Origin of the sequence: Cellvibrio sp. (assembly GCF_046347455.1) — a bacterium.
Classification (GTDB): Bacteria; Pseudomonadota; Gammaproteobacteria; order Pseudomonadales; family Cellvibrionaceae; genus Cellvibrio.
Genome location: NZ_JAXMGC010000001.1, coordinates 210,845 through 234,497 on the forward strand (window position 1 = coordinate 210,845; position 23,653 = coordinate 234,497).

The following is a 23,653-nucleotide window of genomic DNA, read 5'->3' on the forward strand; positions in this document are numbered from 1 at the left end:
AGTATGCCTAAGGAAAGAATATTAATAACTGTTAAAACTTATCCCACCTTATCCAGTAAATACGATGAAGTTGTATGCACCGCAGGCCTCAGAGAGGATGGCACCTGGGTGCGCCTTTATCCAATTCCTTTCCGAAAATTGGACGAAATTGAACAATATAAAAAATTTGATATTGTTGAAGTGGATCTTGAAAAAAACAAAAGCGATCCTCGCCCTGAAAGTTACCGCATCAAAACCGGGATCAAAATCGTAGGCCATATCGATACGCAGCAGCAGTGGTTTGAGCGATGCCAACGGGTATTGTTTGCACTCCAGGTGTACGATGATTTTGGAAAACTCATTGAGGCTAACAAATCTGAAGAAAATGTCTCTTTAGCCACGTTTAAACCTGCCAGTATTAAAGGACTGTTGGTAGAAGAGGATATTCGCGAGTGGGATGCCGGGAAGTTGGAAATGGTCCGTCTTAGGGGACAACAAAACCAACTGTTTGCTGATAATGACAAAGTATTTTCAGTCGTACGGAAATTGCCTTATAAGTTTAAATATGTGTTCACCGACAGCACTGGCCGCGAGCGAACAATGAGTATCAGCGACTGGGAGCTTGGAGCGCTTTTTTGGAAGGAGTTACAACGCTTTGGTGGTGATGAATCCAAAGCGGTAGAAAGTGTCCGACACAAGTACCTTGTTGAGTTGGTTAATCAACGGAATATTCATTTTTTTGTGGGTACGACTCAAGTGTGGGACAGCCAAAATGCCCCCAATCCGTTTATGATCATTGGTGTGTTTAGCCCGCCGCTTATTCTGCAAAGCGCTTTATTTTAGGACTGTACAAAACGTTAAGGGCGTTGATGGTATTGTTGTACATAATGGCTGACAGATTGACTGGTCGTCTGCTCATGATCATCTTTCGATAGCCGATAGAGCCAATCAAAAATCAGAGGGTTGTTTACCCGATTCAAATAAATACCGCGTTGAATATGACAGGAAAAATCCGTTAATTGGTCGAGGGGTAGCTGTCGATTCAACACTGCATTCCACTGGCTCTCCATCTCCATTTTCATGTCACACAATCGAGCCACTGCATCACGATTATTCTGAAATAAGGTTGCAGCCGTAGCGAAAAAAGGAAGGCAAGGAGCCACCACTAAGGCAAAAAATAATTGCGCAGTAAGGCCGAAATAAAAGGCGATGATTGACATGATGCCGCATAACGTGATGCCAAAACCAATGATTATTCCATTGTAACGGCGACGTAAATCCATATCCCACCAACAATTTGTTTGCTGACAGATAAAGCGAGCCACTTCTAAAGGAACGGAAGATATATCCTGGTGATACCAGCCTAACAAATCATTTGCCGGGTGATTAGCCTTGTCATAGTGACGTGAATATCTTTCGACATTCTCATGGCTTGGTTGGTTACCGAAGAGGATTTTATCCCAGGAAAGTTGTAACACCTCGCTGTCAAAGGACTGCTGGATTCCAGCCGCGAGTTGTCGATAGCAATTAATTCCCGGAGTCCATAAGAAAGTGTCCGCCAGAAAAAATGTCATCCCACAAGCACCGACTACCCACGCCAAATCCTTGTGAGGTAGCGACCAAAAAGATTTGTCATATGCGAGTGCGACCAATGCCACTACGATAACGACCGCCACATTGAAAAACACTTGCCAACCAAACAGCCATTTTGCGCGTGAATAGAGGTAGCGCTGTGCTTTAAGGCGTTTTATATTAAGTACCGATTCTTGTAACGACGTGATCGTATTGTTCATATCGAAATCCATTTTAAAAATATCTTATCAAGCAGCGTAAGCTGATTGCATGAGTACAGAGGGACCTTGCACCATGAAGCTTGTTTCTGAATTTACCGACTTCCTAACCAACACCGTTAACCTTAACAAGACGCGCTTTGATTTACTTGAGTCCAGTATTGAGGCCGTTAAAAGCGTTATTACTGATTTAGATTGGGAGCCGAGTGTGCTGGGATTTGCGGCCCAAGGTTCCTGGGCTCACCAAACCATTATCAAACCCTTACCTGACAAACCCTTCGATGCCGATCTTCTGGTGTTCGTATCACCCGTAACCGGATGGGAGGCCAAAGATTACATCAACACGCTGTACGATGTCTTCAATAGCCATGCGACTTACAAAGATAAGGTTCGACGCTGTTCGCATTGCATAACGATCGACTACGCCAATGAACGAAACATCGATGTAGCTCCGTGCCTGGAGCGCGGCATCGCGTTTTTTGCTTATTACCAGGTGTGTAATCGAAACACGAACCAGTTTGAAGACTCGGCCCCACAGAAGTACACCGATTGGCTGGCTGAACGTAACACGATCGCCGGCAACAACACCTTTCGAAAGACCACGCGTTTAGTGAAATACCTCCGGGACATCAAAACAACGTTTACTTGCCCCTCATTTTTGCTAACAACGTTATTGGGGATGCAAGTCACGGAAGCAGATCGCGGAACAACCACATTTACCGATGTGCCAACTGCCTTGAAGGTGCTGATGGGGCGGCTCGACGATTGGCTTACGTTGCGCCCCGTGTTGCCTGAGGTGCGCAATCCAGTCCTCAATAGCGAAATCCAAAGTAATGCCTGGGATGAAGCAAAATACCAAAACTTCCGCTCCAAAATTAATACCTATAGAACGTGGATTGATGACGCCTACAACGAAGCTGACAGAGAAGAAAGTATTGGCAAATGGCAACGTGTTTTCGGTGATGAATTTGCTGCAAAAGCTGTTGTCACCAAGGCCGCGAGTGTCAGCACAGAAGCCTTGGCTTTAGTTAGTCATGTGCCAGCCGCCCGGGGAGCAAAAGATCTGGTAGCGTTGGTCCAACAAATCGGGCTGCAGGCGTTGCCTGCGGGGTTCAATAAGTTACCCCACATGCATAGACCCACCTGGAGAGTCGCAAGGGAAACACCGGTGAACGTCCTGGTAAAGGCGGATCTTTATGCGAGCAGAGAAGGAATGCACATACAGCGGTTTAACAGTTTGGACATCGCAAGCCCAGATACCTGGCTACGTTTTCAAACGATTAATGGTGTTGGTATGCCGATGCCAAACACGTATCGGGTGAAGTGGCGAGTAACTAATACCGATGTGACGGCGGCGGCGAAAGGGCAACTACGCGGTGAGTTTTATGGCTCACATGAACATGGCACACGGTGGGAGAAGTTGGAGTTCCGTGGTGTGCATATTGTCGAGGCGTTTCTGATAAAAAATGACCAGCTGATTGGACAAAGTCCGCCGTTTTACGTAACTATCGTTTAACGTGATCTGTACAGAATTCTTGATAGAAAAGTGAATAAACCATCATAAGGCATGATAATCCAGTATTATCATGCCTTATATTTTTATGGTTTTTGTATAGGAATCGTGCTATTTTAGTATGTAATTACATATTACGTAATACAGTACGAAATAATCAAAGAGGTATTTCATGGCAAGGGGCGGGATTAATAAAGCAAACGTCAAATCTGCGCTACAAAGTCTTCAGGCCAAGGGCATAAACCCCAGTATTGATGCGATTAGGGCGGAGCTTGGAAATACCGGCTCAAAATCCACCATACATCGATATTTGTCGGAATTGATGGAAGAGAATCCCACAGCTTCCAGCGCTAAAAACTCCTTGAGCGAGGCCTTAACGCAAATGGTTGCCAGCCTTGCGGAACAATTACAGCAGGAAAGCCAGGCAGTTATTGATGAGCAGGCTGATAGCCACTCGAAAGTGTTGGAAACCTTGCGTCTGCAATATGAAACTGTGAGGAAGCAATACCAGGGCGCCAACTCAACCATAGCCGAGCAGGCCAAACGCTTGGAATTGTTGGACGCCCAACAAGTGGAACTAGCATCTGCTAACCAGGAGTTGCGCATACAGGTTGCGCAATTAACTCAGGAACTAGCAGCGAAAGAACAGTTGCTATCGGAACGGGACAGCCGCATTCAGTCATTGGAATCCAAGCACCAGCACGCACGTGAAGCTCTGGAACATTATCGATCATCGGTACAGGAGCAGAGGGGTCAGGATCAACGTCGCCATGAACATCAAGTGCAACAGCTGCAAGCCGAGCAACGTCAACTGACTCAAACGGTTTCTATTAAACAAACCGAAATTACACAACTCAATAAAGAAAATGCTCGATTATTGGCTGAACACCGAGAGCTGCAAAAACAGCTGAATCACGTCTCCGACAGTTACCAGGCGGCAGTGGGGCAGGTAAAACACGCTGAAGCGCAAAAAGCTCATGTAGAGCATCAGCGTGACTTATTTAAAAATAAGAATGATGAACTGGAAGCTGAACTGCGCAGAATGAAAAGCAGTGCGGATAAGAGTGAGAATAAATACAGAGAGCTTGAGTTGGAAAACCAGGCCTTAAAAACCGAATTAAGAGTGAAGGAAGAGCTGTACAAATCGTTTGCTAGACCAGAAAAACTAGGCGTTCGAGAAGAAACCAAATAAATCGATTTCTTTATAATTTTCAACGTGTTAGAGCAGTTCTGGCGGATTTCGTTCAGTTAACGGCCGACCCTCGATATGTCAAATGCTGGAATAAACAAGGCTCAAGTTAAGAAGGCTCGCGATGCGCTGATTGCCAGAGGCATACATCCTTCGATTGATTCCGTGCGAGTAGAACTGGGGAATACCGGCTCAAAAAACACCATACATCGCTATCTAAAAGAGCTAAACGACGAATCAAATACCCTTACCGGTGGAAAAGTTGCACTTAGCGACACCCTCAGCGAGCTGGTGGCAGGATTGGCGGCTCAGTTACATGCAGAGGCTGCCAGCGTAGTAGAAGGTGCCAAGGCCTCTAGCCAATCCATCATTGACACACTCCACGCCAAGGTCAGCATTACCGAGAAGAATTTATCTGAAGCTCAACGCAAGCTTGAAACCACTGAATCGCAACTGAGATCAGCCAATGAAACTCGTGCAATAGCGCTCGACGAATGCCAAAACCATCTGTTGACCATTGAGCGACTAACGCAGGAACTGCGTGATAAGGATACCCAAATAGCCGCGAAAAATGACCATATCCAATCGCTGGAAGAAAAGCACCAGCATTCTCGCCAAGCACTTGAGCACTACCGCGAGTCAGTGAAAGAACAGCGCAAACAAGATCAGCGCAGGCAGGAAACCCAGGTGCAACAACTGCAAGCCGAAATTCGCCAATTGAACCAAACCATTACTATCAAGCAAGCCGATATCACCCAACTTAATACCGACAACTCCAGGCTTGCTACAGAAGTACGCGAGCTTCGTAAACAGCTTTCAGAAAATGTTAATAAAGCAGAGCAGCTAGAGTTGCGATTGAGAGACAGCGAAGAAAAACTCATTGTTGCCAATCATAAAGTGGCAAACTTGGATGAATTACTATCTGAAAATCAGCGTATCGCCGCTGAGCTATCAGAGCAGAAGCACGCCATAAAATTACTAGAAATCCAGTTGGCATCGACCACAACCGAGCTTAGTGTAAAGAACCAATTATTAGAATCTTTTGGAAGCCAATTAGCACACGCCGTTCGAAATTCTTAATTGAAGGAACAAGGAACTCATGACTAGCATAAAAATTACTGAGGCAACGCGCCGAGATATATCCGATTTAATTCTTATTGAAAACATCGCCTGGAGCGGACGGCTGGATGAACCTGAATTCCTTTCTCGTCTTTATAATTTAAAGGAAATGCCATCAACTGATTCTCGCTTCGACGATGCATACGGCGATATCTGGCAACATCAAGTCAATAATTACGACTGGGATGCTGACTGGGTATTTACCGATTTTAGATTCGATCTTATGCACGCTCCTGATGACGTGTTTCTACGTTTTTTATGTGAAACCCTTCATCCTGTTGTTAGAACTTCCCAAGAAGAAATCGAGAAGCTTAAGCAAGCCTACAATTTATTATTGGCAAATGACGGTTATGAAATTGTCCCTAAAACCAAAATAGGCAATAGAGAGCTTTACGCAGCACGCCAAATTGCGCTGTCCGCAGAGCTATATATCGCATCACTGAAAAAGGAATTTATCGCCGCCGATGCAAGTTATGTTAATACCCAAATTACACGTATGGAAAGTGCCGTTGAAAATGATCCAGGATTAGCGATAGGCACTGCCAAAGAACTTGTCGAAACTGTTTGCAAAACCATATTGGAAGAACGAGGTAAAACTATAGAAAGCAACCTCGAACTACCAAAGCTTGTAAAACAAACGGCTACAGAATTAAAACTGACACCTTCAGATATTCCTGACGAGGCAAAAGCGAGTGAAAGCATCAAGCGGCTATTGAAAAATCTTGCAGATATAACTTACGGTGTTGCTGAATTACGTAATAGTTACGGCACTGGACATGGTAAAAGCGCTAAATCCCGAGGATTGAGTTCACGGCATGCAAAGCTAGCGGTCGGAGCTGCATCTACGCTAGCAATTTTTCTTGTTGAAACTCATAGTGAACAGATAAAACAATAGAGAATTCAAAGTTTAAATAGGTATGAAATGACAATCTTATTGACACGAAGGGAAGATCAGACAGAAAAGCAATTAGCACTTATTGATCAGCGCAGACAGTTACCAATACATGCCAACGATATTGGGGTTTCTAAAATTTGGCATTTATATGAAGCGGGCCTGCTCGCATTTTTCGATACCGAAACAGAGAATTTGGTTGCACTCGTAGAAGCATCTGGTCATGAAGTTGTTCGGCCCGGATGGTGGATTGATTCTGACTTTCGAGGGTAGGGATTCGGAAAACAGGTTATTGATCTTTTGGCAGATCATCTTAAATCTCGTGGAGTAAAGTCTATTGGCTCCATGCATATAACAACTTACCAGCAAGAATATGATGTTCAATCAGAAAAGCTGGCTATTCGTTTACGTAGCCACTTTGATAACAAATGATTGCTCAAAAGGCGCCGAAATTCTTAGCCAAAAGATGGGGGGTTACGGACCCAAATATGGGTTAAAACAGGGTAGACTTTTGGAGCAAAACCCTTGCTACGCCTGGCTTACAGGCAATCTATGTAACATTTGGCGGAAATACTCTGGCACCCCTTTAACTTCATTAAGCCCTAATGATGGATCGTAAATGCGCCCATCGGTTGTTGAGGCGCCATCACCGAGATGTGTGTATTGACGCAGATCGGGTTCATGTGTGCCGCGTATGGCATGACCAATGTTATGGAACTGTGCCAGGATATACATTGCACCATGTTTAACTTGTTGCACAGCATCGGGAATGCCATCGGGTCGATGCATTTCTACTTCGCGCGACGTTTCATTCACTGAAAGTTGGTCATACTTCAAATCAAATTCGCGATAACCCAGCGCCAGACTATCAATCACACTGAGTTGCGCAGGTTCTTCCAGATCGAAATCGCCCGCGTCATACCATCCGCCAACATTCATACCGGGAATACGATCGCCACCTTTGTATTTGCCATCGGTTGCGGTCGCTTGGTTCCAGCCATCGAATTGTTCACCAACAACCGGAGCGAGGCGTGCATCATCCAGATGCGAAGCGCCGTGCCATACTCTATATGCTTCACGTACTGCTACGTGATCCATTTGCGCAGCGATATGATGATCGAGACTTGGCTGCCACGTACGCGAATAAACGTCTTTGGCAATCGGGAATGTCGCCGTGCGTTGCTTGTCGTATTCGATGACATACAGACCCGGTTCTTTGACAGTGGTGAAATCAAATTTTGAATACACATATCGCAACCAAGGCGTTGCAGTCGTGATAGGTCCTTCAAACACTTGTTTATAAGATCCATCAGCATTAAGTCGAAGTAACTTGGCGGTTTTCGGGCCGTGGTACTTTGGATCAAGTTCCAGCACAGCCACTTTGGAAAAATCTGGAGCGTAACCCACCTGGCTGTGAGCAATCATCGGTGGTCGCGTCCAGTTTGGAATCACATTCGGGCGGATATGCCACACGATGGCACCCGTGGTCTTGCCCGAAGGAATCAATGAACGCAAAACAAACCAGCCGTTTTGTGCACGACTGCGCCCATCAATCAGCATCAAGTCTGTAGTGTCCGAAACAATATTCACGCTGGCTTGCGCATCATCAACCCCAAGACTGATGGACTTGCCAGTTGCAAGAGGTGTCGGTTGAGCATAGCCCTTCACCTTATCCCACTCTTCCAGGTAGTAGGCCTTCTTGGGTTCGCCAGCAAGCGGTGGCATGTTGACCATGTTATCTTCAGGCGTGCGTGGAAAAATTCCGGCTTTGCTGCCATCGAGGAGATAAGTTTTGCCCATATAAACGGAAGGCAGGAATTCCAAATTAAAGCCGGCGCGACCGACGAGATTGTCCGGAAGTGGTTGATCGAGATTGATGCTGACTCTCACACCACCGGGTTCGGCAGCCACCTCCATCTTATAGCTGAGATTAAAGGTGGGGAAGGCGAGGTCTGCAACAAGTTTGTTGTTCGCCTTGTCTGCATGCTTGCCTTTCAAGGTTGCTACCAAGTCCCATTGTTCAGGTGTGGGTATCAAGCGTACATCACCATTGGTAGCGATACGTTGTCCGTGCAGAATCATTTCCATCGCTGTATTTTTCTGATCAACAAATACAGGATGGTACTTGCTATCGTAAAGGAACACGCTGAATCCCTGCGTATTGAGATAGTCCTTGTCAGTCATCTTCATATTAATGTCAGCGGCAAATGCACTCGCACCAGACATCAACACGAAAGCAAACAATGAACCAATGGCCGTTAACCGGGATGAGACATGCTGCAATAATGGCTTGCAGTCTTGCACTTGCTGTTTCAATTTATGGATCCTCACTGTACGAATAGTAATTTTGGCAACTATCAAAAAAATTAAGGTCCCTGCCAAAGCGCAATTGGCCTTGTTAGCGATTCTTTGACTAACAAGGTGTCTAACATGCCATTGGTTTACTCTAAATATGTGTTTTCAACTCCAATGCAAAAGCGCATTGTCGAGTTGCACTAACTACTCGAGTTGATATATGAAATCATTTGGAATCGGTTGTGATTTTTCTGGTGCTGTAGGTGCTGCTGCAAAGGTTGCAGCAGATTATTTCGTAAACGATACCAATAAATTATGGTTAGGCGTTAATTAATTTTTGTAAAAACGCATGTGATTTAATGTGATGTGAGTAATTAAAAGTAAAACTTAATCAGAGCAGCACAATATGTGGTGAATTATGCTGGGGCAGCTCAGGGTTACTGTCGAATCATTTTGCTTAAAAAACCAAATACCAAAAACAAAATAGATACTCCTAAAAGGTTAAATGGTTTATCTAAACTGGTCTACTCCAAATGTTCGTTTTTCAACGCCAATGCAAAAGCGCATTATCGGGTTGTACTAACTACTCGAGGTTGATATATGAAATCATTTGGAATCGGTTGTGATTTTTCTGGTGCTGTGGATATTGCAGTAAAGGCTGCAGCAACGCTCGCGGTGTGCTCGGCGGCAAGCGTGGCCTATGCCGATGCAACAGATGTGCGCGGCGCGTTGGATGCCAGCAAAGTGGATGTTGACTTTCGCTACCGAATTGAAAATGTCGATCAAGATGGGCTAAGTGAAGATGCTCTGGCGTCCACACTTCGTTCGCGTGTTAGTCTTCAAACCGGTGCGGTTTATGGCGTTTCCGGTTTGCTCGAAGTGGATAATGTAAGCGTAATTGGCGGCGAGCTTTACAACAATACGCTCAATGGAAAAACGTCATATCCTACGGTTGCCGATCCGGCTGGCACCGATATTAATCAAGTTCTGCTTCGCTACAAATCGCAGAACAATAATGCGCAGGTTGATCTAGGGCGTCAGCGAATTAACGAGCTCAATCAACGCTTTTTAGGTAGTGTGGGTTGGCGGCAGAATGAGCAAACGCTGGACGGCTATCGTGTGCAATATAAATTCCCCAAAAATGTGTCGGTAGATATTTCACATTTTTACAACGTGAATCGGGTTTTCGGGCCTGAGGGCACCAAAGCCGACGAGCACGGCAATTTCAATAATCTTGTGGTGCAATGGGCACCGCAAAGCACGCAACAACTTTCAGTGTTTTATCACAATTACGAATTTGATAATTGGGCAGTGCGCTCCAGTGTAACTACCGGTGCGGATTATCTTGGTTCGTTTATCAATACCAAATCGCAAAAACTGCAAGTTCATTTGGCTTACGCCAATCAAGCTGAAGGCGACAATTCACCGGCTGACTTTTCTAACGCTTACTCGCGGCTCGATGCTAATTGGAAAATTAATGCATTTAATGCGGAGCTCGGTATAGAAACCTTGAGTGGCGATGGCAAAACTGCCGTGCAAACACCGCTTGCAACCTTGCATCAATTCAATGGCTTTGCGGACATGTTTTTGAATACTCCTGTCAACGGATTGCACGATAAATGGCTGGGAGCTGGGTACCTGCTGCATGGAAAATGTCAGCTAAGCGCGCAATATCACGATTACCATAGCGACCATGCATCAATTCACTATGGCAGTGAACTTAATCTAATCGCAACACACACGCTGAGCAACAAACTTCAATTGTTGGCTAAAATTGCGCGCTACTCAGCAGATGATTTTGCGAAAGATACCAATAAATTATGGTTAGGCGTTAATTATTCGTTGTAAAAAAATGCACGTGGTTAAATATTATGTGAGCGATTAAAAAGTAAAATTTATTCGAGCTGCGTGAAAAAAATGTTCACGGTTCGCATCAACAATCACGTCCACAATGCCGCTAAATCCTAGCGGCATTTTTTTTGCGCCGCATTTACCCACTAAGGGGTAAACCCGCCTATTGGGCGATGTTGTTTGATCTACATCAAATTCAAAAGATACAAAGCCAATAAGCTCGCACACAACATATGGGATCAAACAAACAAAAAAGCACAATATGTGGTGATTTATGGCGGGTCAGCTCAGGTTTACTGTCGAACAGGTGGTGTGGCAAGAGGTGCCGGGAGAGGTGTCTTTGGCCTTTACCATCAGCGGCTGTCCTTTGCGCTGTAAGGGCTGTCACAGCAGCGCGGCGCGCAATCCGTCGGCGGGTGTACCCCTAACCCTTGAGTATTTGGAGGCGCGTTTAAATCAATATAGGGGACTGATTAGCTGCGTTTTATTTCTGGGAGGCGAGTGGCAGCCAGAACCTTTAAAAAAATTGCTCTCGCTTGCGCGTGCGCACAACTTAAAAACCTGCCTCTACACCGGTTACGAGCAAGTGGCGCCGGAGCTTATGCCGCACCTCACATTTTTAAAAACAGGGCCTTGGATCGCTGAGTTGGGTGGTTTAGATAGCGCGATCACCAACCAACGTTTCATTGACCTGAGCACGCAAGAAAACCTTAATTATAAATTTCACAAACCTCACCGCCACCAAGGAGTTACCCATGTTGCGCCTTAGTCCAGAACAGCTAAACGAAAAAATGCAATTCATTCAGGATTACCTTAAAGCTGAAAACGCAGCCGACGGATCCAAGATGGATGCTAACGCCAATGTTACGCAAAAAAATATTGCAACTATGGAATCTGAGATCATGAAGGATTTCTTTGTGCAGTTGAATCGCACTCAGGTTAGCAAAAAAATTGAAAATTTATTTGGTGCGGATTTGTCGCGCGAATATTTGCGTCAAATCGAAAATCACGAAATTTACGTGCACGACGAAACCAGCCTTAAGCCCTATTGTGCATCGCTCACTATGTATCCATTTTTGTTAGATGGTTTAACCAAGTTGGGCGGCGAATCAAAAGCGCCAAAACATCTGGAGTCCTTTTGCGGCACCTTTGTCAATTTCGTGTTTGCGGTAAGCTCACAATTTGCTGGCGCCATTGCAACGGTAGAATTTCTTACTTATTTTGATTATTTTGCGCGCCGCGATTTCGGCGAAAATTATTTGCAAACCCACGAAAAACTCATCGCCAATCATTTGCAGCATGTGGTTTATGCCTTAAATCAACCAGCCGCGGCGCGCGGTTACCAAAGCGTTTTCTGGAATATTTCGCTCTACGACAAGCACTATTTTGAATCTATGTTTGGTGAGTTTGTCTTCCCTGATTTCACCAAGCCAGATTGGCTATCGGTAGATAAACTGCAGCAATTTTTCACCCGCTGGTTCAATGAAGAACGCTCCAAAACCTTGCTCACCTTTCCCGTAGTAACCGTAGCTATGCTTACCGAAAATGGCCAGTGTAAGGATCGGGAATTTGCCGAAAAAATGGCAGCGCATCTGGCCGAAGGCAGTTCGTTTTTTGTGTATTTATCCGATAACGCTGATTCGCTTGCCTCCTGTTGCCGTTTGCGCAACGAAATCAGTGATAACACTTTTTCCTACACCTTAGGCGCGGGCGGTGTGGCCACGGGCTCCATTAATGTTATTACCATCAATATGAATCGCCTTGTGCAAGATGGCCGCGATTTGGCGACAGAAGTACGCAAAATTCAGCAGTATCAAGTGGCCTACCGAAAACTGATGGACGATTATTTGGCTGCGGGTATGTTGAATGTTTACGATGCAGGATTTATTAGTTTGGATAAGCAATTTTTAACTATTGGCATTAACGGAATGGTTGAGGCTGCAGAATCGCAAGGTTTGGTGGCCAGCAACAATCCCGCCTATATTCAATTTGTACAAAATAATTTAAAAATTATCTTCAATGAAAACAAATCGGCCAAAAAAGAATTTGGCTACTTGTTTAATACCGAATTTGTGCCCGCAGAAAACCTCGGTGTTAAAAATGCAAAATGGGATAGGGCAGATGGCTACAAAGTCAACCGCGATTGCTATAACTCCTATTTTTACGTTGTAGAAGATGAATTCAGTAATCCGTTGGATAAATTTATTTTACATGGCCGTGAGCTAGTGGATTTTTTAGATGGCGGTTCTGCTTTACATTTAAATCTGGATGAGGCCTTGACCAAAGAGGGCTATCTAAGCTTGCTGAATATTGCGGCTAAAACCGGCTGCAACTATTTTTGCGTAAATGTAAAAATTACCATTTGCAACAGATGCAAGCATATTGATAAACGCACTACTTGCACCTGTGCAGCTTGTGGCTCGCACGATGTTGATTACGGCACTCGCGTAATCGGCTATTTAAAACGTGTTTCTTCCTTTAGCTCGGGTAGAAGAGCAGAGCACAGTTTGCGTTACTATCACCTTGAAACTGCACAGGCCGCAGCGGCTGAGCAACAAGTACGCTTACAACAGGCCGGTTGATATTTCAGTAAGACCACTGCCGACATTTGTCGGCAGTGCATTTTTGGATACTGGCATTTTAAGCATCGGTGTTTCTTAGGGCGGCCTCTAAAAGCTGGCCATTTTCTTGTTATATATTTCCGTTGCTAATCGCTCAATCCATTGGCAAATGGTAGCGGGTAAGTGCTGGGTAACATCCAGGCTTGCTAGTAAGTTCTTAACGTAAAGGCCAAGATCTGTGTCGCCCTTTATGCTTAGTTTGCGTTGAAAGAATAAAGTGTCCGGGTCTATTTTATTTAGCGCCATCAATAAAAAATAATCGCTATGGCTGCTGAATGTCAGGTCAACTTTTCTTATGTCAAAACCAATACACAGCTTCGGTTTTCGTTGCTGTTCATCCAAACTAACCGAAAACTGTAAATCCATATCTTTCACCACAATGTTTACGGCCTTGTTCTGTAAAAAATTCATATCACCCGCTTGCAGTGGTTGTCTAAAGATATGATTCAACACCATTTGAAGTACGGCGGCGAGTATGGGTTTTGGCGTGTGCCGCGATATTTTTATTAATGCAAACGCTAATGCCCCTGTCTTTAAATCTATTGCTCCGTCTTTAAAATCTGCCGTTTTATTTAAACCGTTTTCCTTTAAACCTAGTGCCGCTATCACTTTGTGGTTAATGCTTTGTAGGTATGACATTTTAAAAATTCTCGATTAAAAATGCGTTAGTATAAATATCGAAATGCAAATTAATTATGTTGCACTATTCGGGCTTAATGCAATGCTAATATAGTGATTTATTAAGCCGAAGACATAAATTGAAGAGGAGCTAATATGGAATTACTATGCCCTGCGGGAAGTATTCCGTCGCTAAAATCTGCAGTAGAAAACGGCGCGGATGCAGTTTATGTTGGATTAAAAAATGAAACTAATGCTCGGCATTTTTCTGGTCTCAATTTAGATTCCATTAAACTCAAAGAGGCAGTTGAATACACCCACTCATTCGGTTGCAAATTGCATTTGGCCATTAATACCTTTGCTCACCCCGATACTTGGTCACATTGGTCTGCAGCTGTAGATGAAGCTCTGCTCGCGGGCGTGGATGCGCTCATCATTTCTGATCTCAGCATTTTAGATTACGCCGCCAAACGCTACCCCGAAGCAGAACTGCATTTGTCGGTGCAAGCATCGGCCACCAATGCAGCGGCCATTGATTTTTATTCGCGAGAATTTAATGTGGCGCGTGTGGTTTTGCCCAGAGTTTTATCCTTAGCCCAAGTAAAAAATTTGGCATCGAGTTGCACCACGCCCTTGGAGGTATTTGCTTTCGGCAGCTTGTGCATTATGGCGGAGGGGCGTTGTTATTTAAGCTCCTATTTAACAGGTGAATCACCCAACACCGCAGGTGCGTGTTCGCCCGCTGCATTTGTGCGTTGGGATGAAAAAGATGATGTACTCGAGTCGCGCTTAAACGGTGTTTTAATCGATCGCTTCTCTTCGCAAGAGCGCGCAGGCTATCCCACCTTATGCAAAGGTAGATTCACGGTTGGCGATACGCCCTATCATGTGTTGGAGGAGCCCACGAGTTTGAATACCTTGGATGTATTGCCCGAATTACTTGCGCAAGGAATTTGCTCGGTAAAAATTGAAGGGCGCCAGCGCAGCCCCGCTTATGTTGCTCAGGTTACACGTGTGTGGCGAGCAGCAATCGATCAGTTAAAAAAATCGCCAGGCGCGTATCGTGTTGAAGAAGAATGGATGCGTTGCCTTGCAATTTTATCCGAAGGTCAGCAAACCACCTTGGGCGCCTATGATCGGCAGTGGCGTTAAGCCGCGCAGCGATTACATCAGCAGGAGTTAGTCATGAAGTTTTCACTCGGGCCCATTCTATATTTTTGGGATAAGCCAAAGGTAATGGATTTTTACCGCGAAATTGCAAATTCGGAATTTGACTGCGTATATCTAGGTGAAACGGTGTGCGCCAAGCGGCGTGAATTGCGATTAACTGATTATCTTGCAATAGCACATCAATTACGTGAAGCGGGAAAAGAGGTTGTGCTGTCCACCATGACGCTGTTGGAGTCTCCCGCGGATTTGCGCGAACTGCGTCGCTATTGCGATAACGGCGAATTTTTAATTGAAGCAAACGATATGGGCGCCGTGGGTTTGTTGAGCGAGCAAGGACTTCCCTTTGTTGCGGGTGGAGCTTTAAATTGTTACAACCAATTCAGTTTGCGCCGTCTAATTCAGTTGGGTTTAAAACGCTGGGTGCTGCCGACAGAGTTGTCAGAAAATTGGATGCGAACGCTGTTGAATCAATCTGAAATTGCCGATGTGCGCGAATGTTTTGAAACCGAATTGTTTGCGTTTGGTCATATGCCGCTGGCGTGGTCGGCGCGTTGCTTTACCGCGCGCTCAGAACAAAAAGCCAAAGATGAATGCCAACTTTGTTGCGCAAAATATCCGGATGGGCGCGAGGTTATGAGTCAGGATGGTCAAACCTTATTTGTGCTGAATGGCATCCAAACCCAATCCGGTTATAGATACAATTTGATCAACGATATTCAGAATCTGCACGATATAGTGGACATTGTGCGCTTGAGTCCGCAGTGGGAGGGAACTTGCGAATGGTTGAAAAAGTTTAAACATAATCAACACGGCGCTGCGCCCGTTGCGCTGCAAGTGCCGGACTGCAATGGCTATTGGCACGAGCTGGCCGGTAAAGACCTTCTCATTGCGCGGAGTAATTCGCTGTGATTTGTGTGGTACCCATTAAGAGCTACGCCTCAGCGTTTTAAGCGTAAAAAATTCTGTAACTCTTGATATAGCAGGCAATACGCCTGCTTTTTTCTACCCCTTAGTGGGTATGTTCCCATGACACCCCTCCGAACTTAATCTGGTTCACAAATCTGCTGCCATATACACTCAAATTGAAAGCAATTGCTTAAAGCAATTGCTCGTGTAAGTGATATCTGGAGAGCGATAAGTATGGCTACACAAGAGTTCAAGGCCTGGTCGGTTGTTACCGCAAGCACAGTTTCTTTCACCGTGTGTTTTATGATTTGGATGATGTTTGCGGTAATAGGAATTCCGATAAAACAAATGCTGGGTTTGAATGAAACTCAATTCGGATTGCTGATTGCAATGCCGGTACTCACAGGTTCATTAATTCGTTTACCCATGGGTATGTGGACCGATAAATTTGGCGGTCGTATTGTATTTTTTATTTTAATGTTATCAACCGTCATTCCTATTTGGCTAATTTCACGCGCTACTGAATATTGGCATTTTTTGGTGTTGAGTTTATTTGTGGGCGTAGCGGGCGGCTCTTTTACGGTGGGTATTGCTTATTGCGCGCGCTGGTTTCCCAAAAATCGTCAAGGTTTAGCTATGGGAATTTTTGGCGCAGGTAACACTGGCTCTGCTGTTACCAAATTAGTTGCGCCTTTAATTGTGGTGGCCTATGGATGGACTGCGGTGCCACAGGCATACGCAGGCTTGATGTTGGTAACGGCGATTTTATTTTGGTTTTTCACCTTTTCTGATAAAAGCCATTTGGTCTCTTCCAGCGTTAGCGTGAAAGAACAGCTGAGTGTATTGAAAGATCCGCGCGTGTGGCGCTATAGCCAATATTATTCCATTGTGTTTGGCGGTTACGTAGCGCTTGCGTTGTGGATGACAAAATATTACATCGCTGAATATGGGTTCGATTTAAAACTAGCGGCGTTATTGGCTGCTTGCTTTAGTTTGCCCGGTGGTATTTTACGCGCGCTCGGCGGCTACTTTTCGGATAGATTTGGTGCGCACACAGTAACCTGGTGGGTTTTGTGGATTTCGCTCGCCTGTTTGTTTTTCTTATCTTATCCGCCAACAGATTTAACCATTAACACCATTCGCGGTCCCGCAAATTTCCACCTCGGGTTAGGGCCAGTGAGTTTTACCATCATTATGTTCACTATGGGTGTTGCATTTGCGGTTGGAAAGGCTTCGGTCTTTAAATACATTGCCGATGATTATCCAAAAAATATTGGCGTGATTTCTGGCGTTGTAGGTTTGGCTGGTGGGCTCGGTGGATTTTTAATGCCGATTATGTTTGGTGCATTGGTTGATTTAACTGGCGTGCGCTCCTCTGCGTTTATGCTGATGTTTGGTGTGGTATGGACATCGCTGATGTGGATGTACTTTACCGAAGTAAGACCGCTGCATGCTGAGCAAGAAATGAAGCGTGTTAGCACACAAAGCAAATGATCACACAGGTTTATTTGATACTAATCAATGGCCACCGCTTTTTAATTTCTATACTCGTGGCTATTGTGCTTCACTAAATATGTAAGGGCGCTTCTATGAATCCGAACAAGGCAGACTTACCCTTGGTTTATTCCTGCTCCGGCTGTTCCAACGTTGCGCAGTTAGCAAATGATCTTGCGGTGGTGTTAGATCGCGAGGGCTACGCGCAAATGTCGTGTATTGCTGGCGTGGGCGGAGATGTTAAAGCTCTCGTCAAGCTTGCGCAGTCTGGTCGTCCAGTTTTAGCGATTGATGGTTGCAAGATTGCCTGCGTAAAAAAAACCTTAATGAAACACGCAGTTAAACCTTGTTGGCATATGGAACTAACGGAGTTCGGCATTAAAAAGAAAAATGGAGAATCCTGTCACTTTTCCGAGATGAAAAAAGTTCTGGTTGCGGCGCGACAACTCATTGCAACGGATGGGGGCTTTTAACATATTGAGGGTGATGCAATACATAAAAAGGTGAGGACGATATCATGATGATGTTGGTTAGTGCTCCACTTGCGGATGTTGTAAATGCCTACCCCGAAACTAGCGCGGTGCTTACACACTTTAATGTGGTGGTCGGTCAAACCTCAAGCCTTGCAACTGCGTTAAATTTTTCTGATGTGTCGCGGTCAGATTGTTTGGATCAGCTACGGCAAGCTTTGTCGGATTCGGCGTGTAAAAGCTACAGAACAGCAAGTGTCGGCAAGCTGGTGGATGCCATTGTTAAACGCTTCCACGAGCCTCACCGAGCACAAATGCCGGGGCTAATTAACGATGCCCGCTACATTGAAAAACGCTTCGCACAACATCCCGCTTGCCCGCAAGGGCTCACCGCGTTGCTTATTGCTTTTTTTGACGACTTAATCGGTCATATGGATCAAGAGGAATTATTTTTATTTCCTGCATTGGCAGCAGCGGAAAGTTTTACCATGTTTTCGCAGCTCGCTATTGCGCATCACAGTCACGATCGGCATCTAAATTTTTTAAACAGTTTGCGCGAAAAAACCAACAACTTTAAGGCGCCAAATGATGCCTCTGCCGCGTGGCATGGGCTCTACGAAAGGCTGTTGGAATTTTATCTTCAACTCAACATACACATTGCAATCGAGAACCATTTTTTGTTGGAGTCATAGGGCTTGGTGCAAGCTACCTCCTTGGAGGTAGCGCCTGCTTCCCTTAATGGCAATAACTTATTCCACCGCTAACCGCTATTATTCAACTACGCCGAGCTTAAAGACCTAAGTCCACATTGGATAAGGATTTAACGCCGTGGCATTTCGCCACTGGGTTTATTTAGAAATGAATAAGCCTCCCTCCCATTGGAAAGGTGTTGTATGAAGTTGGATAATCAGGACGCCGCTATAAAACTGCCGATGTCATTGGCAGATTCGTTTGATCGTCGTTTTACCTATTTGCGACTTTCCATTACCGAAGCCTGTAATTTTCGCTGCACCTATTGCTTGCCTGATGGCAGTGAATGCAATTCTGGCGAGGGTGAGATTTCGCTTGCAGAAATCAAAACATTGGTTGCTGCCTTTGCTGCGCTCGGCACGCAAAAAATTCGCATCACGGGCGGCGAGCCGAGCATGCGCCGCGATCTGTGCGACATTATTTCCTTGTGTAAATCCACTCCCGGAATTAACACCGTAGGTCTCACCACCAACGGCTTTCGTTTGGAAAAAGATGTTAAACAGTGGCGGGCTGCGGGGCTCGATAGTCTTAACCTAAGCCTCGATAGCTTGAACCCGAGCATGTTCCAGTTAATTACCGGCAGTAAGCGGCTAAGCAGCATTTTGCGCGGGCTGGATATTGCCCAATCGCTCGATTTTAAAAGCTTAAAAATTAATACTGTATTGCTGCGCAACCAAAACGCCAGCGAGCTAAACGACTTTTTGACCTTTATTAAAACACGAAAAATTACGTTGCGTTTTATTGAGCTCATGCGTACCGGCGATAACCAGAAATTTTTTGCCGAGCAACATGTGAGCGGAAATTCTATACAACAAAATTTATTAGCAAACGGTTGGACGCAGCGTTTGCGCAGTGCACAGGCAGGCCCCGCAAAAGAATTTGTTCATTCGGATTACAGCGGGTCGATCGGGCTAATTATGCCCTACGCCAAGCATTTTTGTGATGATTGCAATCGCTTGCGCGTTTCAAGTAAAGGACAGTTATTTCTATGTTTGTTTGCAGATCAACATCAAAACCTTAGAACGCATTTGCAAAGCGAGAACCCACAAGCTGCGATTGAATTTTTGCAGGCATCCATTATTCAAAAAACAGCAGGGCACAATTTGGCAGAACAAATGACGGGGTCTACTCGCCACTTGGCGATGATAGGCGGATAACACATAGTTAGGAGTTTTTATGGCGCACCACACATCGCAAGAGCTGTCACCGCTATCTATTGCCGTACTCACGGTTTCAGATACTCGAAGTTTAGAAACAGATACCTCGGGTCAATCGTTGGTAGATCGTTTGGCAGAAGCAGGGCATCAACTCGCGCAGCGGGCAATTGTTAAAGACGATATTTATCATATTCGCGCGGTTTGCTCTGGTTGGATTGCAGATGACGGTGTTCAAGTTATTTTAATCACCGGCGGCACCGGATTTACCGATAGAGATTCAACGCCTGAAGCAATGCTGCCGTTGTTTGATAAGCAAGTCGAGGGCTTTGGCGAGCTCTTTCGTCATCTATCACTGCGCCATATTGGCACTTCTACGATTCAATCTCGTGCAATTGCGGGCTTAGCCAATCACACCTTGATTTTCTGTTTGCCGGGTTCAACCAATGCATGCAAAACCGCGTGGGATGAAATTATTAAATACCAATTGGATTCGCGCCAAGGCCCCTGTAATTTCGTGCCACATTTGAAAAAAGCAAATCGTGCTGCTTGTGCGTCGCGAGGCTAATGGATGAATCAACCACTTACGCATTTGGATGAAACTGGTTCTGCCAATATGGTGGATGTTAGTACTAAAGCGCCTACGCGTCGTACGGCGCGAGCATGTGCTCGTGTTAAAACGCGGCCAGATGTGGTTCAGCTTATGTTGGATTCTGCAATTAAAAAAGGTGATGTATTTGCTGTGGCGCGAATTGCGGGGATTACCGCTGCAAAAAAAACCGCTGACCTGATTCCGCTGTGCCACACGCTTTTGTTGTCAAAAGTGAGTGTGGATTTTTACCACGATCAAGCGCAGGGCTATATTTTTGTTGAATCCTTTGTAGCGCTTAGCGGTCAAACCGGTGTTGAGATGGAAGCGCTCACGGCGGCGAGTATTGCTGCCTTAACTATTTACGATATGTGTAAAGCGGTAGATAAAAATATGCAGATTGAATCCATCGCGTTAATGGAAAAAACCGGTGGAAAAAGCGGTGACTATGAAAATCAGTCGCTGAAATATCCAGATCAAAAATTAAGAGTGTGAACGCTTATGATTAAACTGCTTTTCTTTGCTGAATTGCGCGAGCGGTTAGGCGAATCGGAAATGGTTATGATGGATTTTTCCGGCTCCACAGTGGCAGATGTTGTTAACGACATCAAACAATTAAATCCACGTTGGTACAATATTCTCACGGAACAAAAAGTACTGGTTGCAATTAATCACACTATGTCTGGCCTCTCGGGGGCGGTAAGGTCTGGTGATGAAGTTGCGTTTTTTCCACCCGTAACTGGCGGTTAATATGCTTAGCGTTCAACATGAGGATTTCAATGTAGCTGAAGAATATAATGCGCTGAAATGTGCGGCAGAAAATCCGGGTGGCATTGTCATGTTTGTGGGATTAGTGCGAGATATGCCGGGCGGTCTAGTGCAAATGACACTGGAACACTATCCAGAAATGACGCAAAAATCCTTGGCGCAAATTATTGCAGAGGCCAACACGCGTTGGTTATTGCAGTCGGTGCGGGTCGTGCATCGCGTAGGCGAGTTAATGCCAAGCGATCAAATTGTGTTTGTGGGTGTTGCGAGCTTGCATCGTTCGGAAGCGTTTATGGCCGCCGAATTTATCATGGATTATTTAAAAACCAGCGCGCCATTTTGGAAAAAAGAGAAGCAGAAAAATTCAGAAGCTTGGGTGCAGGCGCGCGAAGCGGATGAACTAGCCCGCGCACGCTGGAGTTAATGACTGCGCTAGCCGGTAGGAATTACAGCAAAAATTTATCAAACATAAGTATATTTACTTTTTCACCTGCTTTAACTGAGCCGCGCTCTTGCTCCAGCACTATGTAGCAATTGGCTTGTGCAACTGAACTCAGTACACCAGAACTTTGATTGCCAGTTGTGGCAGCGTAATTTTTGCCGCCCTGTGTTGTTAATCTTCCGCGTTGATAATCGGCACGTCCCGGTTGCTTTTTTAAATCGCTTTGAATGCTAATGTTCAAGAGCGGTTGTTCATCAAATTCTTCACCGGCTAAATAGCGCAGCGCAGGCAAGACCAATTGGTGGTAAGTGACAACTGCTGATACGGGGTTGCCGGGTAAACCAAAAAACCAACCTTTATTAGCAATTGCATTTGGCTTTTGTAAAACACCGAACGCAAAGGGCTTGCCCGGTTTCATGGCGACTTTCCAGAAATTTATGTTGCCGAGCGTTTCTAGCACTTCTTTGGTGTAATCCGCATCTCCTACTGAAACGCCACCGCTGGAAATTACCACGTCTGCTACATTAATTGCACGTGTAAAAGCCGCAGTAATCTTTTCGGGATCGTCAGCAACGCAACCAATGTCAATAACTTCCAGATTCAAGCGTGAAAGCAAGGCAATTAAGGTGGGGCGGTTGCTATCGTAAATATCGCCCGCCTGTAATTTATCGGTGAGTGGTTTTAATTCATCGCCCGTTGAAAGCACGGCAACTTTTACGCGCTGAAAAACCTTGATTTCTGCAACGCCAAGCGAGGCGAGCAAACCTATATCTACCGGACTAATGCGCTTTCCTTGTGCAAATACCAGCGAATTAATCGCAATATCCTCTCCCGCACGGCGAATATTTTCACCCGGTTTTGGGCGTTGGTTTATGTGAATAATGTCGTCATGGGCGCGCACGTTTTCTTGCATCACAACTGTGTCGGCGCCTTCGGGTATAACCGCACCCGTCATAATGCGCACACATTCGCCTTGATTTACCACGCCCTTAAACGGGTGACCTGCAAGTGATTGCCCAATTAATTTTAAGGGCGCTTCGCTGTTTAGATCTTGATGGCGCAGGGCGAAGCCATCCATCGCGGAATTATTGTGGCCGGGAACATTAATGGCAGAGTAAATGGGTTCGCTTAATATTCGATCCAGCGCCTTGGCCAAACTAAGGTTTTCAGTAGCGGTGATGGGCGTTATTGCAGCGCGCATTAGTTTGATGGCTTGAGCTACGGGCAGTAGGCCCGGTTGTGAGCAGCAGTCCATATTTTAATCCTGCGCTTGATGATTAATCATCCACACCGCTGCCTCCACACGCGAACGTAAATGCAATTTTTTAAGCAAATGTTTTACGTGTACTTTTACTGTGCCGTCTGAAATATCGAGTTCGCGTGCGATGAGTTTATTGCTTAAGCCTTTGGCAATCAGCTTTAAAATTTCAAGCTCGCGTTGCGTGAGCGCATCTATTTCGCCTGCGTCTTTATTGTTTGGGCTGCGTATTGCGGTGGCTAAAATTTGCGTTACTTTTTCGCTTAATACCATTTTCCCGTTAAGTGCACGTTTTATTTGCTCCAAAAGATCTTCCGGCTCCATATCTTTAAGTAGGTAACCATCGGCTCCGAGAGAAATTGCTTGAAGTACGTCGTCATCGGCATCGGAAACGGTTAACATTACAATGCGTGAAGTGACACCTTGATCGCGCAAATTGCGCAGCGTTTCCAAACCATTCATGCCTTGCATGTTTAAATCCAGTAGGATCAAATCGGGGTCAAGCTCTACACCTTGAGTAATTGCGTCTGCACCACTACTGGCCTCTGCAACCACTTCCAGATCTGTATCCATTGAAATAAGTTGTCTTAAGCCTTTTCTTAACAGGGGGTGGTCATCGACTAGCATGATGCTTGCGGCGTTGCTTGACATAAACGTACTCCATTCAAAGTTCAACTATTTTAACGCGCAATAGGTGCAATACCTAGGCATAAATTAACGGCACATTATGGTTATTTTATTGTGCGCACCAAAACAAGCAGGGTATTAGGCTGCTTCTAAAATTA

24 protein-coding genes and 1 riboswitch are annotated in these 23,653 nt (G+C 45.2%); of the genes, 19 read left to right on the plus strand and 5 right to left on the minus strand.

Going from position 1 to position 23,653, the window contains the following annotated elements; translation table 11 throughout:
- Positions 1–3 precede the first annotated feature (3 nt).
- On the plus strand, positions 4–822 hold the full coding sequence (locus U1F02_RS00935) for a hypothetical protein (RefSeq protein WP_409988472.1): 819 nt from the start codon (positions 4–6) through the stop codon (positions 820–822).
- Between the two features lie 14 nt (positions 823–836).
- Here the strand turns inward: U1F02_RS00935 and U1F02_RS00940 are convergent, their stop codons facing one another.
- Positions 837–1,772 (minus strand): S-4TM family putative pore-forming effector, encoded by a 936-nt coding sequence (locus U1F02_RS00940; RefSeq protein ID WP_409988473.1) that lies wholly within the window; start codon positions 1,770–1,772, stop codon positions 837–839.
- 73 nt (positions 1,773–1,845) lie between these two features.
- Here U1F02_RS00940 and U1F02_RS00945 point away from each other — a divergent pair, with 73 nt between their 5' ends.
- The 5 genes from U1F02_RS00945 (at position 1,846) to U1F02_RS00965 (ending at position 6,755) form a co-directional block, all read left to right on the plus strand.
- Entirely contained in the window at positions 1,846–3,285 is a 1,440-nt protein-coding gene (locus tag U1F02_RS00945; protein ID WP_409988474.1) for an SMODS domain-containing nucleotidyltransferase, read from the plus strand.
- Between the two features lie 169 nt (positions 3,286–3,454).
- On the plus strand, positions 3,455–4,474 hold the full coding sequence (locus U1F02_RS00950) for a DNA-binding protein (RefSeq protein ID WP_409988475.1): 1,020 nt from the start codon (positions 3,455–3,457) through the stop codon (positions 4,472–4,474).
- Between the two features lie 75 nt (positions 4,475–4,549).
- Positions 4,550–5,551, plus strand: a complete 1,002-nt coding sequence (locus U1F02_RS00955; protein WP_409988476.1) for a DNA-binding protein — start codon at positions 4,550–4,552, stop codon at positions 5,549–5,551.
- A gap of 19 nt (positions 5,552–5,570) precedes the next feature.
- The gene (locus tag U1F02_RS00960) at positions 5,571–6,485 is read left to right on the plus strand and encodes an abortive infection family protein (RefSeq protein WP_409988477.1); all 915 of its coding nucleotides are present in this window, start codon (positions 5,571–5,573) and stop codon (positions 6,483–6,485) included.
- 27 nt (positions 6,486–6,512) lie between these two features.
- Positions 6,513–6,755: a hypothetical protein gene (locus U1F02_RS00965; RefSeq protein WP_409988478.1), complete on the plus strand. Its 243-nt coding sequence runs from the start codon at positions 6,513–6,515 to the stop codon at positions 6,753–6,755.
- Positions 6,756–7,010: 255 nt separating this feature from the next.
- On the opposite strand, the gene U1F02_RS00970 is transcribed toward U1F02_RS00965, so the two are convergent.
- Complete coding sequence (locus U1F02_RS00970; RefSeq protein WP_409988479.1) at positions 7,011–8,564, minus strand: cellulase N-terminal Ig-like domain-containing protein; 1,554 nt, start codon at positions 8,562–8,564, stop codon at positions 7,011–7,013.
- A gap of 813 nt (positions 8,565–9,377) precedes the next feature.
- Between U1F02_RS00970 and U1F02_RS00975 the strand changes: the two genes are divergently transcribed.
- The 3 genes from U1F02_RS00975 (at position 9,378) to nrdD (ending at position 13,210) form a co-directional block, all read left to right on the plus strand.
- Positions 9,378–10,625, plus strand: a complete 1,248-nt coding sequence (locus tag U1F02_RS00975; RefSeq protein ID WP_409988480.1) for an alginate export family protein — start codon at positions 9,378–9,380, stop codon at positions 10,623–10,625.
- Positions 10,626–10,902: 277 nt separating this feature from the next.
- Complete coding sequence (gene nrdG / locus U1F02_RS00980; protein ID WP_409988481.1) at positions 10,903–11,397, plus strand: anaerobic ribonucleoside-triphosphate reductase activating protein; 495 nt, start codon at positions 10,903–10,905, stop codon at positions 11,395–11,397.
- Complete coding sequence (gene nrdD, locus U1F02_RS00985) at positions 11,384–13,210, plus strand: anaerobic ribonucleoside-triphosphate reductase (protein WP_409988482.1); 1,827 nt, start codon at positions 11,384–11,386, stop codon at positions 13,208–13,210. Before nrdG ends, nrdD begins: the two co-directional genes overlap by 14 nt.
- A gap of 87 nt (positions 13,211–13,297) precedes the next feature.
- Here nrdD and U1F02_RS00990 read toward each other — a convergent pair whose 3' ends face one another.
- On the minus strand, positions 13,298–13,888 hold the full coding sequence (locus tag U1F02_RS00990; RefSeq protein ID WP_409988483.1) for an SCP2 domain-containing protein: 591 nt from the start codon (positions 13,886–13,888) through the stop codon (positions 13,298–13,300).
- Between the two features lie 135 nt (positions 13,889–14,023).
- Here U1F02_RS00990 and U1F02_RS00995 point away from each other — a divergent pair, with 135 nt between their 5' ends.
- From U1F02_RS00995 to moaE, 10 genes are all read left to right on the plus strand, one after another.
- On the plus strand, positions 14,024–15,019 hold the full coding sequence (locus tag U1F02_RS00995; RefSeq protein ID WP_409988484.1) for a peptidase U32 family protein: 996 nt from the start codon (positions 14,024–14,026) through the stop codon (positions 15,017–15,019).
- A gap of 33 nt (positions 15,020–15,052) precedes the next feature.
- Complete coding sequence (locus tag U1F02_RS01000) at positions 15,053–15,946, plus strand: U32 family peptidase (protein ID WP_409988485.1); 894 nt, start codon at positions 15,053–15,055, stop codon at positions 15,944–15,946.
- Positions 15,947–16,177: 231 nt separating this feature from the next.
- Complete coding sequence (locus tag U1F02_RS01005) at positions 16,178–17,437, plus strand: MFS transporter (protein WP_409988486.1); 1,260 nt, start codon at positions 16,178–16,180, stop codon at positions 17,435–17,437.
- Between the two features lie 95 nt (positions 17,438–17,532).
- Positions 17,533–17,910 carry a putative zinc-binding protein gene (locus tag U1F02_RS01010; protein WP_409988487.1) on the plus strand — a complete coding sequence of 126 codons (378 nt, stop codon included), beginning with the start codon at positions 17,533–17,535 and terminating at the stop codon, positions 17,908–17,910.
- Positions 17,911–17,954: 44 nt separating this feature from the next.
- On the plus strand, positions 17,955–18,599 hold the full coding sequence (locus U1F02_RS01015) for a hemerythrin domain-containing protein (RefSeq protein ID WP_409988488.1): 645 nt from the start codon (positions 17,955–17,957) through the stop codon (positions 18,597–18,599).
- Positions 18,600–18,676: 77 nt separating this feature from the next.
- Positions 18,677–18,812, plus strand: a riboswitch (molybdenum cofactor riboswitch).
- Positions 18,801–19,814, plus strand: coding sequence for a GTP 3',8-cyclase MoaA (moaA, locus tag U1F02_RS01020; protein ID WP_409988489.1), 1,014 nt, complete (start codon positions 18,801–18,803; stop codon positions 19,812–19,814). (Overlaps the previous riboswitch by 12 nt.)
- 19 nt (positions 19,815–19,833) lie before the next feature.
- Positions 19,834–20,379 carry a molybdenum cofactor biosynthesis protein B gene (gene moaB, locus U1F02_RS01025; protein ID WP_409988490.1) on the plus strand — a complete coding sequence of 182 codons (546 nt, stop codon included), beginning with the start codon at positions 19,834–19,836 and terminating at the stop codon, positions 20,377–20,379.
- A 3-nt stretch (positions 20,380–20,382) separates the two neighbouring features.
- A complete protein-coding gene (moaC, locus tag U1F02_RS01030; protein ID WP_409988491.1) occupies positions 20,383–20,895 on the plus strand; it encodes a cyclic pyranopterin monophosphate synthase MoaC in 513 nt (170 codons plus the stop codon).
- A gap of 6 nt (positions 20,896–20,901) precedes the next feature.
- A complete protein-coding gene (locus U1F02_RS01035) occupies positions 20,902–21,150 on the plus strand; it encodes a MoaD/ThiS family protein (RefSeq protein ID WP_409988492.1) in 249 nt (82 codons plus the stop codon).
- Position 21,151: 1 nt separating this feature from the next.
- Entirely contained in the window at positions 21,152–21,592 is a 441-nt protein-coding gene (moaE, locus tag U1F02_RS01040; RefSeq protein WP_409988493.1) for a molybdopterin synthase catalytic subunit MoaE, read from the plus strand.
- A gap of 22 nt (positions 21,593–21,614) precedes the next feature.
- Here moaE and glp read toward each other — a convergent pair whose 3' ends face one another.
- Both glp and narL read right to left on the minus strand, forming a co-directional pair.
- Positions 21,615–22,865, minus strand: coding sequence for a gephyrin-like molybdotransferase Glp (glp, locus tag U1F02_RS01045; protein ID WP_409988494.1), 1,251 nt, complete (start codon positions 22,863–22,865; stop codon positions 21,615–21,617).
- A gap of 3 nt (positions 22,866–22,868) precedes the next feature.
- The gene (gene narL / locus U1F02_RS01050) at positions 22,869–23,519 is read right to left on the minus strand and encodes a two-component system response regulator NarL (RefSeq protein WP_409988495.1); all 651 of its coding nucleotides are present in this window, start codon (positions 23,517–23,519) and stop codon (positions 22,869–22,871) included.
- Positions 23,520–23,653: the final 134 nt, after the last annotated feature.

What these genes read in the sequence shown, in the direction of transcription:
- U1F02_RS01010 (WP_409988487.1), top strand. Translation starts at nt 17,533, where the DNA reads ATGAATCCGAACAAGGCAGACTTACCCTTGGTTTATTCCTGCTCCGGC.
- nrdD (WP_409988482.1), top strand. Translation starts at nt 11,384, where the DNA reads ATGTTGCGCCTTAGTCCAGAACAGCTAAACGAAAAAATGCAATTCATT.
- U1F02_RS00975 (WP_409988480.1), top strand. Translation starts at nt 9,378, where the DNA reads ATGAAATCATTTGGAATCGGTTGTGATTTTTCTGGTGCTGTGGATATT.
- U1F02_RS00940 (WP_409988473.1), bottom strand. Translation starts at nt 1,772, where the DNA reads ATGAACAATACGATCACGTCGTTACAAGAATCGGTACTTAATATAAAA.
- moaB (WP_409988490.1), top strand. Translation starts at nt 19,834, where the DNA reads ATGGCGCACCACACATCGCAAGAGCTGTCACCGCTATCTATTGCCGTA.
- U1F02_RS00950 (WP_409988475.1), top strand. Translation starts at nt 3,455, where the DNA reads ATGGCAAGGGGCGGGATTAATAAAGCAAACGTCAAATCTGCGCTACAA.
- U1F02_RS00955 (WP_409988476.1), top strand. Translation starts at nt 4,550, where the DNA reads ATGTCAAATGCTGGAATAAACAAGGCTCAAGTTAAGAAGGCTCGCGAT.
- U1F02_RS00970 (WP_409988479.1), bottom strand. Translation starts at nt 8,564, where the DNA reads ATGATTCTGCACGGACAACGTATCGCTACCAATGGTGATGTACGCTTG.
- glp (WP_409988494.1), bottom strand. Translation starts at nt 22,865, where the DNA reads ATGGACTGCTGCTCACAACCGGGCCTACTGCCCGTAGCTCAAGCCATC.
- U1F02_RS00960 (WP_409988477.1), top strand. Translation starts at nt 5,571, where the DNA reads ATGACTAGCATAAAAATTACTGAGGCAACGCGCCGAGATATATCCGAT.
- moaE (WP_409988493.1), top strand. Translation starts at nt 21,152, where the DNA reads ATGCTTAGCGTTCAACATGAGGATTTCAATGTAGCTGAAGAATATAAT.
- U1F02_RS00945 (WP_409988474.1), top strand. Translation starts at nt 1,846, where the DNA reads ATGAAGCTTGTTTCTGAATTTACCGACTTCCTAACCAACACCGTTAAC.
- moaA (WP_409988489.1), top strand. Translation starts at nt 18,801, where the DNA reads ATGAAGTTGGATAATCAGGACGCCGCTATAAAACTGCCGATGTCATTG.
- U1F02_RS00995 (WP_409988484.1), top strand. Translation starts at nt 14,024, where the DNA reads ATGGAATTACTATGCCCTGCGGGAAGTATTCCGTCGCTAAAATCTGCA.
- narL (WP_409988495.1), bottom strand. Translation starts at nt 23,519, where the DNA reads ATGTCAAGCAACGCCGCAAGCATCATGCTAGTCGATGACCACCCCCTG.
- U1F02_RS01000 (WP_409988485.1), top strand. Translation starts at nt 15,053, where the DNA reads ATGAAGTTTTCACTCGGGCCCATTCTATATTTTTGGGATAAGCCAAAG.
- moaC (WP_409988491.1), top strand. Translation starts at nt 20,383, where the DNA reads ATGAATCAACCACTTACGCATTTGGATGAAACTGGTTCTGCCAATATG.
- nrdG (WP_409988481.1), top strand. Translation starts at nt 10,903, where the DNA reads ATGGCGGGTCAGCTCAGGTTTACTGTCGAACAGGTGGTGTGGCAAGAG.
- U1F02_RS00990 (WP_409988483.1), bottom strand. Translation starts at nt 13,888, where the DNA reads ATGTCATACCTACAAAGCATTAACCACAAAGTGATAGCGGCACTAGGT.
- U1F02_RS01015 (WP_409988488.1), top strand. Translation starts at nt 17,955, where the DNA reads ATGATGATGTTGGTTAGTGCTCCACTTGCGGATGTTGTAAATGCCTAC.
- U1F02_RS01035 (WP_409988492.1), top strand. Translation starts at nt 20,902, where the DNA reads ATGATTAAACTGCTTTTCTTTGCTGAATTGCGCGAGCGGTTAGGCGAA.
- U1F02_RS00965 (WP_409988478.1), top strand. Translation starts at nt 6,513, where the DNA reads ATGACAATCTTATTGACACGAAGGGAAGATCAGACAGAAAAGCAATTA.
- U1F02_RS01005 (WP_409988486.1), top strand. Translation starts at nt 16,178, where the DNA reads ATGGCTACACAAGAGTTCAAGGCCTGGTCGGTTGTTACCGCAAGCACA.
- U1F02_RS00935 (WP_409988472.1), top strand. Translation starts at nt 4, where the DNA reads ATGCCTAAGGAAAGAATATTAATAACTGTTAAAACTTATCCCACCTTA.